This window comes from Streptomyces sp. NBC_00637, from assembly GCF_045161545.1.
GTDB lineage: Bacteria > Actinomycetota > Actinomycetes > Streptomycetales > Streptomycetaceae > Streptomyces.
On record NZ_CP109046.1, the window covers coordinates 8460315 to 8477451 of the forward strand.

The 17137-nt window shown below is 74.8% G+C and carries 13 protein-coding genes; 8 read left to right on the forward strand and 5 right to left on the reverse strand.

What is annotated here, in order from left to right; all coding sequences use genetic code 11:
* Positions 1-1159: 1159 nt before the first annotated feature.
* The gene (locus OG440_RS37455; RefSeq protein ID WP_406004799.1) at positions 1160-1414 is read right to left on the reverse strand and encodes a hypothetical protein; all 255 of its coding nucleotides are present in this window, start codon (positions 1412-1414) and stop codon (positions 1160-1162) included.
* A gap of 2183 nt (positions 1415-3597) precedes the next feature.
* Between OG440_RS37455 and OG440_RS37460 the strand changes: the two genes are divergently transcribed.
* A complete protein-coding gene (locus OG440_RS37460; RefSeq protein ID WP_406004798.1) occupies positions 3598-5853 on the forward strand; it encodes an FAD/NAD(P)-binding protein in 2256 nt (751 codons plus the stop codon).
* Here the strand turns inward: OG440_RS37460 and OG440_RS37465 are convergent.
* Entirely contained in the window at positions 5837-6367 is a 531-nt protein-coding gene (locus OG440_RS37465) for an SDR family NAD(P)-dependent oxidoreductase (protein ID WP_406004797.1), read from the reverse strand. The two genes, OG440_RS37460 and OG440_RS37465, sit on opposite strands and share 17 nt — an antisense overlap.
* A gap of 284 nt (positions 6368-6651) precedes the next feature.
* The gene (locus OG440_RS37470; protein ID WP_406011203.1) at positions 6652-7512 is read right to left on the reverse strand and encodes an NAD-dependent epimerase/dehydratase family protein; all 861 of its coding nucleotides are present in this window, start codon (positions 7510-7512) and stop codon (positions 6652-6654) included.
* Between the two features lie 555 nt (positions 7513-8067).
* Between OG440_RS37470 and OG440_RS37475 the strand changes: the two genes are divergently transcribed.
* On the forward strand, positions 8068-9717 hold the full coding sequence (locus OG440_RS37475; protein ID WP_406004795.1) for an FAD-dependent oxidoreductase: 1650 nt from the start codon (positions 8068-8070) through the stop codon (positions 9715-9717).
* Positions 9718-9821: 104 nt separating this feature from the next.
* On the opposite strand, the gene OG440_RS37480 is transcribed toward OG440_RS37475, so the two are convergent.
* Positions 9822-10301 carry a hypothetical protein gene (locus tag OG440_RS37480; protein ID WP_406004794.1) on the reverse strand — a complete coding sequence of 160 codons (480 nt, stop codon included), beginning with the start codon at positions 10299-10301 and terminating at the stop codon, positions 9822-9824.
* A 450-nt stretch (positions 10302-10751) separates the two neighbouring features.
* Between OG440_RS37480 and OG440_RS37485 the strand changes: the two genes are divergently transcribed.
* The 6 genes from OG440_RS37485 to OG440_RS37510 all read left to right on the forward strand — a co-directional run bounded on the left by OG440_RS37485 (position 10752) and on the right by OG440_RS37510 (position 15746).
* On the forward strand, positions 10752-10985 hold the full coding sequence (locus OG440_RS37485; RefSeq protein WP_406004793.1) for an acyl-CoA carboxylase subunit epsilon: 234 nt from the start codon (positions 10752-10754) through the stop codon (positions 10983-10985).
* Between the two features lie 806 nt (positions 10986-11791).
* Positions 11792-12628, forward strand: a complete 837-nt coding sequence (locus tag OG440_RS37490; RefSeq protein ID WP_406004792.1) for a BTAD domain-containing putative transcriptional regulator — start codon at positions 11792-11794, stop codon at positions 12626-12628.
* A gap of 353 nt (positions 12629-12981) precedes the next feature.
* The gene (locus OG440_RS37495) at positions 12982-13803 is read left to right on the forward strand and encodes a BTAD domain-containing putative transcriptional regulator (RefSeq protein WP_406004791.1); all 822 of its coding nucleotides are present in this window, start codon (positions 12982-12984) and stop codon (positions 13801-13803) included.
* Positions 13804-14373: 570 nt separating this feature from the next.
* Entirely contained in the window at positions 14374-14670 is a 297-nt protein-coding gene (locus tag OG440_RS37500; RefSeq protein ID WP_406004790.1) for a hypothetical protein, read from the forward strand.
* Positions 14667-15590: a methylenetetrahydrofolate reductase [NAD(P)H] gene (gene metF, locus OG440_RS37505; protein WP_406004789.1), complete on the forward strand. Its 924-nt coding sequence runs from the start codon at positions 14667-14669 to the stop codon at positions 15588-15590. The genes OG440_RS37500 and metF overlap by 4 nt, the downstream gene beginning before the upstream one ends.
* Positions 15591-15605: 15 nt before the next feature.
* Complete coding sequence (locus tag OG440_RS37510) at positions 15606-15746, forward strand: hypothetical protein (protein ID WP_406004788.1); 141 nt, start codon at positions 15606-15608, stop codon at positions 15744-15746.
* A 178-nt stretch (positions 15747-15924) separates the two neighbouring features.
* On the opposite strand, the gene OG440_RS37515 is transcribed toward OG440_RS37510, so the two are convergent.
* Positions 15925-16689: a sigma factor-like helix-turn-helix DNA-binding protein gene (locus OG440_RS37515; RefSeq protein ID WP_406004787.1), complete on the reverse strand. Its 765-nt coding sequence runs from the start codon at positions 16687-16689 to the stop codon at positions 15925-15927.
* Between the last annotated feature and the right edge of the window lie 448 nt (positions 16690-17137).

Here is a 17137-nt window from a genome sequence, read left to right on the forward strand (position 1 = left end):
CGGCCGCCGCCCGTCGGCCGCCGCCCACTGACCCGCCGCCCGCCACCCGCCCGCCGGCCGGCCGTCGGCCGGCGGCCGTTGGGATCGTGTCCGCGATGTCCCGCCTGGCTCGCGACGCCCGGCACGCGCTCCCCCAGGGGGGTAGCCCAGACCCGCGTTGTCGGGATCACTCGCGGACACCCGGTACGTGGGCGGCCCTGCGCCTTGCGGTCACACGCACCGGACGCCGCGGGCCCTGGCCTCGGGTGGCCGGCGCTGTTTTGCGGACACGCCGTGGTGCCGCGGGCCCTGGCCTCGGGGCGGTCGGCGCTGTTTTGCGGACAGGCCGTGGTGCCGTGAGCGTGGAGGTTCACCGGGGTGGTGGCTTCGGTTTGTTTGCTGAAGGCGGGGGAGTGAGGCGAGCGTGGTGGGTTGGACGGCGTCGGCTGTGGCCGGGCCGTGTAGCAGCACGGCGCCGGTTGCGGCCGGGCCGCGTAGCAGTTCGAGTCAGGTTGTGGGGCTGAGTTTGTCCGGTGGTGGGAGCCGCTGCTGTGATGTGGTCCAGCCGCAAGTCCCGGCCGGCCTGTCGGGTGCGGCACCAGGCGATGAGGTAGCGCTGGCCGTCGGTGTCGAGCGGTGGGGGGCGGTTGTGCCGCGCGGTCGCTTTCGCGTCCTGCCGCGTCGTGATGGGGCAGCCGTAGCACCGTGTGGGTGGTGAGGGTTTGTTCCACTGCGGCGCGGGCCGGGGTGGGGGCCGGCGGGGACAGTGTGACGGTCCGTGGGGCGGGTTTCTGCGCCGCCGCGGTGGCGGGGCCGGTCTTCGAGGCGGTGATCTTCTGGGCTGGCGTGCGGGCCGCGCCGGTGTACGGGGTGCAGGCGGCGGCGGGGGCGGCGGGGGCGGCCGGCGCCGGGGCTTCATCGGCGGTGAAGGTGGATGGGGACAGGGCCGTCTCCGGGTCGATCGAGCAGCCCCCGCTCCGCCCGGGTGGGGTGTGTACCGGGGCGGCGCCATCCTGGCGGTCCGGACCGGGCGGGGGCGCCGGTCTGCATCGGCACCTGGGGGTCGCGCTGCACCGTGCGCGTGCCGACCTCGAATCGCCCGGCCGGCGCCGCGACCGTCAGCCATCGTGGCGCCGGCCGGGCGCAACGTCGGCCAGCGCGTACAGCCGGGCCGTGCGGTTCACGCCGGCGACGCTGCCGTCGCGCGGTGAACGGGGAAGTCCCGCTCGCGCCGCTGTTCGCGCTCGGTGACGGTCGGCGCGGACAGCGTGAAGCCATGCACGGCCCCGGCGGCGACACCGAGCTGAACGGGCGCGTCTGCCGCCTGCCACCGCCCGGCCAGGAACAGGGCGTCGTCCCTCAGCGACACCGCGTGGTCCAGGATCTTGTGCTCCCAGCGGCCCTCGGCGGAAGGCGCGGGCGAAGGCTGCGGCACCGTCGGTGACGTCGATGGACCAGCCGTCGCGGAAGTCCACCGCCTACGGCACCTGGCGGATCCTCGCTCCCCACGACGATCCGGGCCGGCGGGAGACCGGCGAGGCCGGCGAACAGCGGTGAGACCTCACGATCACGGCGCTGCTCCGCCCCTGCCCGGTGTGAACGGCTCATAGGCGTGCCGCGACGAGTCGGTGTTGCTCAAACGAGTCGGTGTTGTTCAGCAGCCGCTTGGAGGCGAACGGTCGCCGGCTCGCCGTCATCGACAGGTCGTAGGGGCCGAAGAGATAGGTGGGCCGTCCGGAACGCGCCGGTTTTGCGGTGCCGGTCGCGCAGGCGCAGCTGCGTCACGGCCCCGAGGTGGGCGCCGGCCGATTCACCGCCGCTCAGCAGCCGTTCGGTGCCGAACCCGGCTGCGGCGTGCGGCACACGGTGCCGCTTCGCGGCACCCCGTGAATACCCTCGGGTGACCTGCGTCACTTCGGGGGGCTCTTGGCGTGGGGTCGCCGCCCGTGTCACTATTCCCGGGCGCTGCCCCTGCCCGAAAGCCGCTCGCGTGCGGCCGGCCGGGTACCGCGTCCGCCGCCTTCTCGCCGGCGAGACCCACTCCAGCACCCCACAGTGCCGCGTTTCCCAATGTTTTCCGCCGCGCCCGCATACCGCCCGGCGGGCACCCGGCCGGCAGACCGGCAGCCGACCTGCGGCGCCGGCCACGACGGGGCGCAACCGGGCCGTGTGGTCGCGGACTTCACGCACACCACCACAACGACGCCCCGCTCCGCCCCGGCACCCGCCCCCGGCCCGCACACCGGCCCGGCACTGTCCGGAGCGTCAACTCCTGTGCCCGGCACCCGCGTTCACCGCGCTTCCGCGCTGCGCACCCCTGCCAAACCCACCGCCCGGAACCCGGACCCCCGGACCCCCGGACCGGACCGGACCCGGACCCCCGGACCCCGGACCGGACCCGGACTCCAGATCCCCGGACCCGGACCGGACCCGGACCCGGACCGGACCCGGACCGGACCCGGACCCGGACCGGACCCGGACCGGACCCGGACCCGGACCGGACCCGGACCGGACCCGGACCCGGACCGGACCCGGACCCGGACCGGACCCGGACCCGGACCGGACCGGACCCGGACCCGGACCGGACCCGGACCCGGACCGGACCGGACCCGGACCCCAGACCCCCGGACCCCGGGCCGGACCCGGACTTCAGATCCCCGGACCCCGGACCGGACCCGGACCCGGACCTCCGGAACTGGACCCGGGCCCCGGACCCGGGCCCCGGACTCCCGGATCTGGACCCCAGGCCCCTGACCCCGGACGGTTGTGGCGCGCAGCCGCCGACCTGCCGCGGCCCGGGCGAGGGCGGCTGGCTGGCGAGGACGGGGCATCCTTCGCGCGGTAGGGCCTGCCCGGATACGAACCGCCGCCGGACCAGTACGAGTTGCACGATCCTGCAGCCCCAAGGCCCCAAGGCCCCAAGGCCCCAAGGCCCCAAGGCCCCAAGGCCCCACGCCCCCAAGGCCCCACGCCCCCAAGGCCCCAAGGCCCCAAGGCCCCAAGGCCCCAAGGCCCCAAGGCCCCAAGGCCCCAAGGCCCCACGCCCCCAAGGCCCCACGCCCCCAAGGCGCCGTGGCCCCGCGGCCTCACGTCTCCGCAGCCCCACGTCTCCGCAGCCCCACGTCTCCGCAGCCCCACGGCCCCGTGGCCTCTCGGCCCCGCAGCCCCATGGCCCCACGGCCTCGCGTCTCCGCAGCTCTGCGCTCCTACGGCCTCGCGGCCCATAGGCCCGCGTCCTCGCGGCCCCACGGTTCCGCGTCCTCGCGGCCTCACGGTTCCGCGGTCTCGCGGCCTCACGGTTCCGCGGTCTCGCGGCCTCACGGTTCCGCGGTCTTGCGGCCTCACGGTCTTGCGGCCTCACGGTCTTGCGGCCTCACGGTCTTGCGGCGTCGCGGTCTCGCGGCCTCGCGGCCCCACGGTTCCGCGTCCTCGCGGCCTCACGATCCCGCAGACCTGCGCCCCCGCAGACCTGCGCCCCCGCAGACCTGCGCCCCCGCGGGCCCGCGGCGTCACGGCCTCACGGCGTCACGGTCTCGCGGTCTTGCGGCGTCACGGCCGCGTGGGTCTGTGGGCTGGCATGCCTCGCTCTGTTGCTCGACCCCGGCAGAAACAGGAAACATGACAACGAGACATCGTTCTGTGTGCGTGATCGGCGCGGGCCCGCGCGGACTGTCGGTTCTCGAGCGGCTGTGCGCCAACGTCCGCTCGCAGCCCGAGGGCAGCACCGTCCATATCCATGTCGTCGACCCCTACCCGCCCGGCGCAGGGAAGGTGTGGCGTACCGACCAGTCCCGTCACCTGCTCATGAATACCGTGGCCGGACAGATATCGGTGTTCACCGACGCCAGCGTGGACCTGCGCGGTCCCCTGGAACCCGGACCGAGCCTGCATCAGTGGGCCCTCGCTCTCCTCGCGGGCGAGTACGGCGACGGTCACCCGGCCGCGACTCTCGCCGAAGCACGCCGGCTGGGCCCCGACACCTACCCCACCCGCGCCTTCTACGGCCACTACCTGCGCTGGGCCTACCGGCGCGTCACCGACGGCGCCCCCGCCGCGGTGACCGTCACCTTCCACCCCCACCTCGCCGTCGCCCTCGACGACGACCCCCACCACCCCACCCCCACCGCCACCCACGGCGCGGCCTCAACCCCCGCCCCCATCCAAGGTGCGGCCTCAACTCCCGCCCCCGGTGCGGCCTCAGGCCTCGCCTCTGCCTCTGGCGCAGGCTCAGATTCCGCCTCCGCGCGCGGTGTGGTGTCTGGTTCGGGTGCCGGCCCGGGCCCGGGGGTGGGCGCGGGGGTGGGGGTTTTGCAGCGGGTGACGCTTGCCGGCGGGGGTGTGCTGGCCGGGCTGGACGCGGTGATCCTGTGTCAGGGACACCTCCCGGTCCGTGGCGAGACCGCCGGAGGTGATGCCACCGCCCGGGCGGCCCGCCGGGGCGCGCCGCGCCATATCGCGCCGGCCAATCCCGCCGACGTCGATCTGGACGTCCTCGCCCCGGGCAGGCCGGTTCTGCTGCGCGGTCTGGGCCTGAACTTCTTCGACTACCTCGCCCAGCTCACCGCCGGCCGCGGCGGCACCTTCTCCCGGGCCGGCAACCGCCTCGTCTACCACCCCTGCGGCCGTGAACCGCGCATCCACGCCGCGTCCCGGCGCGGCGTGCCCTACCAGGCCCGCGGCGAGAACGAGAAAGGCCCCCACGGCCGCCACACCCCGCTGCTGCTCACCGCCGAGCGCGTCACCGGGCTGCGCCGCACCCACGAAAGCAGCGGTCTGGACTTCAAGGAGCAGCTGTGGCCGCTGATCTCCCGCGAGGTCGAGGCCGTCTACTACCGCACCCTGCTCAGCTCCCGCGGCTACGCCCTGCGGGCCCGCCGCTTCCAGGACGACTACCTCGCCGCCCCAGACCGGCCCCAGCACACCGACGCCGTCATCGCCGCCTACGGCATCGGTGAGAAGGACCGCTGGGACTGGGAACTGATCGCCCGCCCCTACCGTGACCGGGAGTTCACCGGCCCCCACGACTTCACCGGCTGGCTCCTGGACCACCTGCGCGAGGACGTCGCCGAAGCCCGCTGCGGCAATGTCAGCGGTCCCCGCAAGGCGGCCCTGGACGTCCTGCGCGACCTGCGCAACGAGATCCGCCTGGCCGTCGACCACGGCGGCCTGCACGGCGACTCCCACCGCACCGACCTGGACCACTGGTACACCCCCCTCAACGCCTACCTGTCCATCGGCCCGCCGGCCCGGCGCGTCGAGGAGATGATCGCGCTGATCGAGGCCGGCGTCCTGCACGTCGTCGGACCGGCCGTCCAGGTCGACGCCACCCCCACCGGATACACCGTCAGCTCACCTCTGGTACCCGGCTCGGCCGTCACCGTGGACGCCCTCGTCGAGGCCCGCCTGCCCGAGATCACCCTCACCCGCACCGCCGACCCGCTCCTGCGCCACCTGCTGGAAACCGGCCAGTGCACCACCTACCGCATCCCCACCCGCCCCACGGGCAGCCACGACACCGACGCACTGGCCGTCACCCCCCGCCCCTTCCACCTGATCGACGCCCTGGGCCGGCCGCACCCGCGCCGGTTCGCCTTCGGGGTGCCCACCGAATCGGTGCACTGGGTGACCGCCGCGGGCATCCGCCCCGGCGTCAACTCCGTCACCCTCACCGACTCCGACGCCATCGCCCGCGCCGCACTGCACACCACCACCCCCACCACCGCCACCGTCCCCGACCCAGACCCAGAGACCGGCGCCACCGTCCCGGGGCAGAGCACCGCCGCCGTCCCGGGGCAGAGCACCGGCGCCGCCGGCCCGGGCACACCCGGCGGCCCGGCCCCCACCCCGCGACAAGGACTCACGCCCGCCCACTGACCCACCCCACCACGCCCCCGCACACGGGCCTGCACACGCACACGGGCACGGGCCTGCACACGCACACGGGCACGGGCCTGCACACGCACACGGGCACGGGCCTGCACACGCACACGGGTACGAGTCCGTGCCCGTGCCGCAGGCACAGGTCCGGGCGGCTACGGACACGCAGGGGGAGGGGGCGCCGGTGGGGGACTGCGCTTGGCCCGCCCTGCTGCGGACCCTGGTCGGTGACGTCCGGGACGACCGCGTGCGCGTCGCGGCCGGCGGCACGCACCGCCGCAGCCGATTCCCCGCCGCGCCGCAGGTCTCTGGCGCCGATCAGGACCGCCCTGCCCAGCGCAGCGAGTTGCTCGGCAACCCCACGACCGGTCCCCTTGTCCGCCCCGGTGATCAGGGCGACCTTCTGATGTGCCGTCCGCTCGCCCGTGACCGGCTCCCTGTTGTCGAGGCGGGTTCTTCTCAGAACCTGTCCTCGCAACCTGAGACGAGACAGCCCAGCCGTCTCTGACATGCGGACACCGTCACCCCCTGCTACGAAGTACCCGGCCCCCGCCTGTTGCCCGGCGTGGAAAATGCCGACGAAGGCGGCGTTCGCGATGCCGGCGAAGTGTGACGGCAACGCCCCGCCGGTGGGTGTTCCGGCGGGGCGGCCGCCGGCAGGGTGTCGTTTTCGTCGGTGAGGCGCCGGTGGTGAGGGCGATCTCTGAGACGATCTCTGACAATCCCCACTCCTCCTCGCCGCTCCTCACGCAAAAGGTGCTGCGAAGTGCGCGTGCTGTGCGATGGCTCTGTGCGTCAGGGCCGAAGGTGCTTGAGGGTGAATTCGGGCTGTGCGTAAGGGCCGGCCTGGGGTGCGGTCGGATCGGCTGGGAGATCTGCCCCAAGAATGTGCGCGGCGTGGAGTTCGGCGTCGTCGACGGGGACGTAGGCCAGTTCCGCCGGGTCGGGGAGTTCCCAGAAGCGGCGGGTGTTGGCGGAGACGGCGTACGTCGTGGCGAAGCGGGTGGAGCGCGGTGCGGCCAGCGCGGCCCGGATGTAGCCGACGGCGTCGCGCGGGCTCAGCCAGGTCGCCAGATGCCGGGGTTCGGCAGGCACCTGCTCGAAACTGCCGATGCGCAGGCAGATCACGGACAGACCGAACTTGTCGGCATACAGCCGCCCGAGGGCCTCCACGGCCACTTTACTCACCCCGTAGAGGCCGTCAGGACGTACCGGATGGTGTGAACCGGTGAGATGTCCGGCGGGGTAGAAGCCCGTCACACGGTTGCTGCTCGCCATCACCACCCGCTCGATTCCCGTGCGCCGCGCCGCTTCCAGGACGTGGTGTGTGCCGAGCACGTTGGCTTCGAGCAGGTCCGGAAGAGGAGCCTCGTCCGGCACGCCACCCAGGTGAAGCACACGGTCGGCTCCCACGAGGGCCGATTCCACGGCGGCGGCGTCCCGCAGATCCACGGTGTGCACCTCCTCGTTCCCGGCCTCCGGGTGGAGCGGCACGCGGTCGAGCAAGATCAAGCGTGCCGCCTCGCGCCGCAGCGCCTTCCGCACCACAGAACCGATATTGCCCGCCGCCCCTGTTACCGCCACGGTTCCCAGACTCACTGCGCCTCCCCGTCGTTTCGACAACCCTCGCATCCTCGCGCCCGCTGTTCCGCTCATCAGGGCGGTGGGGAAATGAGTGAGCGGGACTGTCTTCCTGACGTCTCGTCACGGGCATGGACCCCGCCGAGGCTGTCGGCAACAACCCGCGGAAGACCGCGGAAGACCAGGCAGTTGGTGTGGATCGGCGATCACGGCCAGGCCGGTGACAGCCACCGTCCCTCCGCCCCCCTCCCGCCGTCCGCGTGTCGCCGGCGCGAGGCCGCGTCGTCCTCGACGCCGACGCGAACCCGCGGCCCCTCTCCCCACCCCACGCCCGGCCGCCGTCTGCCGTTGCGGCGTATCCGCGTCGGCCGGCCCCCGCCCGCCCGCTCCATCAGGGGTGCCGCCCGTCCGGATCCGGCCGGGCGTGCCGCTCCCGTGCCGCCCGTCCGCTCCCGTGCCGCCCGTCCGGTTCCGGCCGGGCGTGCCGCTCTCGTGCCGGCGGGCCGCCCCGGTGCGGGAGGGGGGCGGCGCCGGCGTGCTGCGGGGGCCCGCGAGGGCCGGAACGCGCCCTGCCCGTGGACGGCCGCACCCCGCATGATGCACACACAACCCATAAGGGGGGCGGCCGAGTTGAGTCCACACGCGCACCTCGACGCAAGCGGTCACGGCCATGCCGTCGTGATCGGGTCCGGCCTCGCCGGGCTCACCGCGGCACGGGCCCTGGCCAACTTCATGGACCGGGTCACCGTCATCGAACGCGACTGGCTGCCCCGCGGGCCCGGGCGGCGCCGGGGCCTGCCCCAGGCCCGCCACACCCACAGCCTCACCACCACCGCCCAGCAGGGCCTGGAGCAGCTCTTCCCCGGCATCGTCGGCGACCTCACCCGCGCCGGAGCGGTCCGCGTGCGCATCCCCCAGGACATGCTGGTGTACGGCCCCGGCGGCTGGCTGCCCCGCTTCGACTCGGGCCTGTCGATACTCAGCGCCGGCCGCGACCTGACCGACTCGGTCCTACGCGACCGGCTGCGCGCCGACCCCAAGATCGCCTTCCTGCCCGGACACGAGGCCGTCGCCCTGGCCCAGGGCCGCGACGACACCGTCACCGGCGTGTGGGCACGCACCCGGGACCGGCAGGCACCCGGCGGCTGGACAAAGCGGCGCCTGATGGCCGCCGACTTCGTCGTGGACGCCTCCGGACACCCCTCGCACGCCCTGCGCTGGCTGGCCGAACTCGGCTACCCGCCGCCCCCGCACACCCTCGCCGCCGCCCCCGCCTCCTACGCCACCGCCGTGTTCACGCCGCCCGTCGGCCACGTCGCCGACTGGAAGAGCCTGCTGATCATGGCCTCGCCCGGCAACCCCCGCCAAGGCAGCCTCGACCCCCTCGAAGGCGGCCGCTGGACGGTCTCGCTCCGCTGCGCCGACGCCGGCGCGCCGCCCGCCGACCACGCAAGCCTGCTGCACGCCGCGGCCGCCCTGCCCCACCCCCTGCTGCACGACCTCATCGAGGCCGCCACACCCCTCGGCCCGGTCTACGGCTGCGCCCGCACCGGCAACCGCTGGCACCACTACGAGAAACTGCGCCGCTGGCCCGACCAGTTCCTCGTCGTCGGCGACGCCCTCGCCGACCTCACCGCGGCCCGCGGCCACGGCATGACACTCGCCGTGCAGTGCGCCCTCGTCCTGGACCACCTGCTCACCGCCCACGGAACCGCCGTGGGCCTGGGCCACCGGCTGCGCCGGGCCCTCGCCCACCGCATCGCCCCGGCCTGGCAGGCCGGCACCCGCGGCCCGCACCCCACCCAGCCCGGCCCCGCCCGCCCGCCCGGCCTGCGCGCCCGGACCGGCACACGGTACGCGGCCCGGATCGCGGCCGCCGCGACCACCGACCCCCACGCGGCGACACTCCTGCTCCAGCAGCACCAAAACACCACCCCGCCCGCCGCCTGGCACCCCGGCGCCCTGCGCGCCGCCCTACGCACCCCGCGCGAACCCGCCTCGGCCCCGCCCAGCCTCACCCACGGCCCCCGCACGCGACAACGCCGCCCCACCACACCCAACCCACCCGCCACCACACCCGACCCACCGAACCCACCCGCCGCCGCACCCGACCCACCGAACCCACCGGCCGCCGCACCCGACCCACCGAACACACCCGCCACCGCACCCGACCCACCGGCCGCTGCACCGCAGGCACCCGCCGCCGCCCCCGACCCTCCGGCGACCGCTCCTCTCACCGCCGGCCAGGCCGCGGCGCCCACCGCCCGGCGCCGGCGGTGAACACCCCACGCCCGCCCACCCGTTCAGCCGCCCGACCGCCCGACCGCCCGACCGCCCGACTGCCTCGCACCCGGCGTCTGTCCGGCGTCTGTACGGCCCGGCGGTCATTCGATCCCGAGGGGGCCGATGCCCAGATCCTCACGCATACGGCGGCGCATCTCGGCCATGGCCGTGCGGCGCTGCCGGATGAACGCCCTGTCCTCGGCGGAGCCGACCGCGACCCCGCCGGCATAGGCGTCACGCATCCGGCGCAGGCTGTGGAACGCCTCGTTGCCGGCCGCGACGACGAGCGGCGGGCCCACCAGCCAGAGCTGCTCGCCGGCGGTGTGCAGTCCGGTTCCGCGGAAGGCTTCGCGCACCGCCGCATCACGCGCCGACCCCGACAGGTGATCCCCCAGGGCGACGGCCCGTATCTCTTCCCCCGCGTCCTTGAGGGCGCAGGCGTACGCGGTATACACGGCGCGCCGCACTTCCAGGGCGTGTCGCGCCTCCTCGCGCCGCCACCTGCTGCGATCGGCGATGAGGGTGGCAGCGATGCCGATGGCGGCACCTGTCAGCGTGGAGAGCAGAGGCATCCAGTCCATGCGCCGCATGCTGTCCCACCTCCCGCCGCGCCACCAGCGTCCCTCACGTTGCGCCCGCCGTGGTGTTCACGGACCTCTTGCCGAGTGCCACGCCAACAGGGCGCACCGGTGACCGCCGGACGCCCGGCCCACGACGGGCACGGCCGATGATCGTCGTCCTGCCTGTGCCCTGTCGGTGTCCTGTCTGTGCGTGGACACCGCTCGCCTACGGACACAACGCCGCCCGGCAGCACGCTCGTTGATGATCGCCATGCTCGCCCTGTTGTCCCCTGCGCCGGCGGCAGACACACCTCCACGACGGCGGCGCCCCGCGCAAGGTGACACCGGCGCGGACGCCCCCCGCCCCGCCCCGCCCTGCCCCGTTCCGGTCCGGTGGCCGTGCGTCGAGAGGCCCCCGAGCCTTTCTCGAGCCGGATGGCGGACGCTGAAGGGGAGGCCCGGGAGGCGTGGATGAGCGGTACCGAGGATGCGGCCGGCCTGTTCAGGATCGAGCGGGGGCACGCGAGCGCGGAGGAACTCGCCGCGGTGACCGTCACCCTGGTCGCCCTGGCCGCCGAACGCAGGGGCGAACACCCCTCGGACGGCAAGGAACACGACGGCGCGCACCCCGCGCGCCGCGAGCGCGGGCGCTGGGAACGCTGGGAGGCGACCCGCTCCTACCGGTCCCCGCGCAGCTGGAGATAGCGGGGGAGGACCCGCCCGCCCCCCTCTTCCCCTCACCCGCCCGCCCCCTCTTCCCCTCACCTCGAAGGGGCACTTGCCGAAGCGGTTCCGGCGACCGGGCGCCGCGGTGCCGCGGTGCCGTAGAGCATCCACCTGCGCGGCGCGCCCGGCAGCCGCGGCGACGCCCGCCGGCTGCCCGCCCGGCTGTCCGCGCAGAACGTCCGCGCCGATGTCCGCACACAACGTCCCCGCCCCGGAGGGGGCTGCTCCTGCCGACGGCCACGCGCTCGGGTGTTCTCGCAAAAGCCCGGCCGCCGGGCGCAGGCCGCCGGGCGCCGGGCGCAGCCCCGCCCGCTCACCCGCCCGCCTGCTCCGCGCCGGGCCCCGGACCCGGAGGGCTCGGCCCCTGCCCCCTCGCAGCCCCGTCTCACACAGCCCCGTCTCACAGCCCCGTCTCGCGGCTCCGCCGCCTCTCCCCGGCGCCCCCTTTTTTTGCCGCGGCCCGCGCGCCCGCGCCGGCCGCTCTCCCCGCATAGCCGACCACACGGTTTCTTTATCCTCGCTGTTCGGTGGCGGTTTTCCGCTCACCGGACCCCGGGATGTTGCGTGATAAACCTTCCCGGTCCGCCGCGAGCGCACAGGAAAATGCATTTTTGCTGCTCATAAGATTGCGTGTATTAATCAATCAGCGATGGGTACAGGTGTGTGCTTTAATAGCAACAGACCGGTCGCCCTGTTTTTTTGAGGTGTTCGTTTCCCGGGGGTGCCCGTCTGTCGATGCTCGCAAGAAATCCGGAGCACTTGGGCACGAGACTGGGGGAGATCACGTGAACATCCGGCTGATGGGCACCTTCGAGATCACACTGAACGGTGCCGCCGTGATGCCCACCGCACCGAAACCGAGGCAGCTGCTCGCCCTGCTCGCGCTCCACGCCGGGCGGGTGGTGTCCGTCGCGTCACTGACCGAGGAACTGTGGGGCGACCGCCCGCCGCGCACCGCCCGCACCATCCTCCAGACGTACGTACTCCAGCTGCGCGAACTCATCACCGCGGCCCTGGGCAGGGGGCAGGAGGGCGACGCGGCGGGCAGGACCGCCAAGGACGTCCTGGTCACCGCGCCCGGCGGCTATCTGCTCGACAACGCCGGCGCCACCCTCGACGTACAGGAGCTGGAGCGCCTGACCGGCGTCGGCTACCGGGCGATGCACGACGGCGACTTCCAGGGCGCGGCCCGCCACCTGGGCGAGGCGCTGGCCCTGTGGACCGGGCCCGCCTTCGCCGACGTGCAGGCCGGCCCGCAGCTCGAGATGGAGGCCAGGCGCCTGGAGGAGATGCGGCTGTGCGCCCTCGACCAGCGCATCGAGGCGGAACTGCGGCTGGGCCGCCACCGCGACCTGCTCGTCGAACTCACCGTCCTGGTCAACCGCTACCCCACCCACGAGAACCTGCACGGGCAGTACATGCTGGCCCTGCACCGCTCCGGGCGGCGCGGCGAGGCCCTGGAGGCCTACCGGCGCATCCGGGCCACCCTCGTGCGCGAACTGGGACTCGAACCGTCCGCCGGACTGCGCCGCGTACAGCAGATGATCCTCATGGCCGGCCCCGAGACCGGGCCCGCCCGCGCCGCGAACGGCCGCCGCACCCGCCTCGTGCGCAGCAGCTGAACCCGGCGTCCCGCCCCGGCGCGGCGATATGCGGCACCCCCGCATATCGCCGCGTCTCCTTTTGTTCCCGGAATGTTTTCCCGCGCACCGCGTATCGGCGGGACGCGAGCGCTGATCCAGCGCGGGTGAAGCCGTTCTCGAGCCGGGACGAAAAGATTCCGCATCCCCCGCCGGACACCTGCGGATCCACCCCCGCTTTTACTTCACCGCCGCTCTTCTCCACTCATGTCCGCCTCCCCGCTGAGCCCCGCTCGAATACCACTAAAGGAACCTGCACCTCCGCATAAGCGTGGCTAGCGTGCCACTGCCCTGACGATTTCCGCCAACGGGGGCGGCGATGATCGGAGGAAGTCATGGAGATCCAGGTTCTGGGGCCGCTGAGCGCCACAGTGGACGGGCAGACGATCGTCCCGACCGCGGGAAAACCCCGGCAGGTGTTCGCGCTCCTCGCGCTGTACCCCGGCCGCGTCACGCCGGTCTCGACGCTGATGGAAGAGGTGTGGAGGACCGAGCTGCCGCAGAGCGCGATGACCACCCTGCAGACCTACATCATGCAGCTGCGCCGCCGCATCGGCGCCGCGCTGGGCCCCGCCGCGCCGGGCGCGGAGAAGGACGTCCTGGCCACCGGACACGGCGGATACCTGCTCCAGGTCCCCCCGCAGTCCGTGGACGTCAACGTCTACGAGCGGCTCGTCGCCGAAGGACAGCAGGCGTTCGACCGGGGCGAGGACGAACGCGCCGCCCGCTGCTTCCGGCAGGCACTGGCCCTGTGGCGGGGGCCCGCCCTGGTGGACGTGCGACTCGGACCGGTCCTGCAGATAGAGGCCATGCGGCTGCAGGAGTCCCGCCTGGTGACCGTCGAACGGCGCATCGACGCCGATCTGCGGCTCGGCCGGCACACCGAACTCCTCGCCGAACTCACCGACCTGATCGCCCGTCACCCCCACCACGAGGGACTGCACGCACAGGCGATGCTCACCCTGTACCGCTCCGGGCGGCAGGCCTGCGCCCTGGACGTCTACCGCAGGGTGCGCACCCGCCTGGTCGAGGAACTCGGGGTGGAACCCTCGCCCCAACTGCAGCGCATGCACCAGGCGATGCTCGCCGTCGACCCGGCGCTCGACGTGGCGGCAGGCCCCCGCCGCGGCTCCACCTTCGACCGCTACGCCGCCTAGACCCGGCCCGGACCCACCCCAGGCACCGTCTCCGGCCGCACCGGAACGGCCCGGCCCGGCCCGGGACGCCCGCCCGCCGCCGCCGTACGCGGCCGGCGGACGGCGCGTACCGCGTACGGCGGACGGCCGACGGCCCACGCGGCGGCCGACGGCCCACGCGGCGGCCGACGGCCCACGGCGGCGGCGTACGGCCCACGGCGGCGGCGGGCGGCGGGCGGCGGGTGCGGCACCGGCGGGAACCGGGCCGGCGGCGCAACGCACCCCATCCGGCACCCCGCGCGGGCCCGCGGCCTCCTCCGGGCGCTCCAGGACGCGGCCCCCGGCTCCCCGGTCTCCCGTCGCCCCCGAGCCCCCGGTCTCCCGTCGCCCCCAGGCTTCCCGGTCTTCGTCGCGCCCCCGGGCCCCTGGCCTCCGGCGCCCCGGCCCCTGGCCTCCAGGCCCTGGACCCCCGCCGCTCCCGCTTCCGGCCTTCTCGGCCTCGGTCCTTCCGTGCCCGTTCCGGTGCGCTTCGAGCGCGGCTCGTTCGGCGCCGTGCAGGGTGGGGGCGCCCGAGCGACCGAAGGAGTTCCTGTGCGCATCGCGGTGACCGGCTCCACCACCACCGGCCCTTTACCGGTCCTGCCCCGGCGGTACGCCCGGCGCCTGCCGCCCGGCACGCCCGGCCACGTCCCGCCCGCCCTGCTCCCGCCTGCCCTGCTCCCGCCTGCCCTGCTCCCGCCTGCCCTGCTCCCGCCTGCCCTGCTCGCGCCCGGCCTGTTCCCGACCGGCCGGGACGGCTGCCGTGCCCCCGCGGTGGCGGCTGTGGCCGCTCGCCCCGCTCGTGCTGCTCGCGGTGGGGCCGGCGGCGGTGCCGGAGGCCGGCTGTGACGGCGCTGCGTGAGGCTCTCGCCCGGGAGGCCCCCACCTTCTCCTTCGAGTTCTTCCCGCCGAAGACGGACGCCGGGATGCGCAACCTGTGGCAGACGATCCGCCAGGTCGAGCGGCTGGCACCGGACTTCGTCTCGGTCACCTACGGCGCGGGCGGCTCCTCCAGGGAACGCACCGTCGAGGTGACCAAACGGATCGTGGCCGACACGACGCTGCGTCCCGTCGCCCATCTCACCGCGGTCGGCCACTCGGTGGCGCAGCTGCGCCGCATCATCGGCCAGTACGCCGACGCCGGCGTGCGCGACGTCCTCGTCCTGCGCGGCGACCCGCCCGGCGACCCGAACGCGCCGTGGAGCGCGCATCCCGACGGTTTCACCCACGCCCACGAACTGGTCCGCCTGGTGAGGGAGCTGGGCGATTTCAGCATCGGGGTCGCGGCGTTCCCCGAGCGTCATCCGCGCTCGCCGGACTGGGACAGCGACATCAGGCACTTCGTCGCCAAGTGCCGGGCCGGCGCCGACTACGCCATCACCCAGATGTTCTTCGACGCCGAGGACTATCTGCGGCTGCGTGACCGGGTGGCCGCCGCCGGCTGCGACATCCCGATCATCCCGGAGATCATGCCGGCCACCGACGCCCGCCAGATCGGCCGCTTCGCCGAACTCAGCGGCGCCGCCTTCCCCGAGGAACTGGCCCACCGCCTGCACGCCGCCCGCCACGACCCCGCCCAGGGACACCGCATCGGCGTCGAGTACGCCACCGCCATGGCCTGCCGCCTCCTCGGCGAAGGCGCCCCCGGACTGCACTACATCACCCTCAACCGGTCGGCGGCCGCGCCCGAGATCCACCGCGCCGTACGGGACGCGCAACGCCCCCGGCCCGCCCTCGCACCGCACCGCTACACGTCACCGACCCGCTGACAGGGGGAGGACCAGGTGGACGACATCACACAGGAAAACGGCAGACCCGCCCCGAAGCCGACGGACTTCGTCGCGGCCGCCGTCCCGCCGCTGCGCCTCGCCGGCGTCGACGAGGACGACCTCGCCGAGCCCCACGTCGTACGCGGCATCGACTGACACCACCACGGCCCCCACCACCGTGGCCACGGCCCCCACCACCACGGCCACGGCCCCCACCACCACGGCCACGGTCACCGTCCCTTGCGCCTCGCCGCTCCGGGCCGCTCCGGGCCGTCCCGCGGGATGCCGGGGGAGAGGGTGGCGGGATGCCGGGGGAGGGGGCGGCGGGCGAGGGTCAGTAGAGATGGAAGGGGCCGCCGTGCGGGAGGGCGCAGGTCCGGGCCGCCGGATCGCCGTGTGCGGCCGCGCCGGGATGGACGACCAGGTGCAGGCGGTGGATCTGCCCGTCGCGGACGTCGGGGGCCAGGGCATGCAGGATCGCGCCGCCGCGGTCCCGCAGGACCCAGCCGGGCCGGCCGGCGACCTGGCACCGCCCCACCGTGACGCCGACCCGCACCAGCGGCGGGACAATCGCCGCGATCAGCGCGGCGACGTTTCCGGCACCCGACACGCACGTGGGCCAGGGCAGCGGTTCGCGCCCGCCGTCACTGAGCACCGCCACGCCCGCGAGGAGCTGGCGGCACGCCGGCACCGAACAGCCCAGGGCCGCCGCGATCTGCGTGTCGCCGCACCCGAACGCCTCGCGCAGCACGAACGCGGCGCGCTCGAGCGGGGACAGCCGCTCCAGCACCATCAGGGCCGCCAGCGACAGCGCGTCCGCCAGGTCCGCCGGCCGGTCGGCCCCTGCCGGCCCGGTGGCGAGGAGCGGCCCCACACTCTGCCCGCGCGCGAGGCGCGCCGCGTGCAGGGCCCGCAGCGCGATCCGGGCGACCTCGCCCGCCAGATGCCCCTCGGCCGGCGCCGGCCGGGCCGGCGCGGCCATCCACCGCAGCCGGCAGGCCTGTACCGCGTACCGGGCGGCCCGCGTGTCGCCCACGATCCGGTAGGCGATCGCGAACAGCAGGGGCCGCAGCTTGGCGAACTCCTCGGCTCTGCTCACACCGGCTCCTCGGCAGGGGACAGCGAACGGCCGTCACCGGACCCCTCGCCGGCCGGGCGCCCGGCCGGCGAGGGGGATGACGGCGAGCGGCAGCGCCCCGGGGGGCGGCGCCGGCCCACGGCGCATCCTAGGAGCGGCCGGTACCCGACTTCCCGGCCCGCGGCGCGGCTTCGAGTGCCTCTACAGCGCCCCTGCAGCACCGGCGGGCGGCGCGGCCGGCGGGCCGGGGGACTCGACCGGACCTCGAGTCCCCTCGCCGATACTCGGACCCGTACCCGAAGGCCCCTGCACGGCCACCGGCCCTGGCGCAGGCACGGGCACGGACCTGCCGGCCCGGCGGTGGCGGCGTCCCTGCGGTGGCGCTGCCGCCCCTCGCCGGGCCCGGCGAAAGACCGGGAGACTCCCGGCGGACACCCCCCCCCGCGGGGGACGGGCGGGCCGGTCTCCC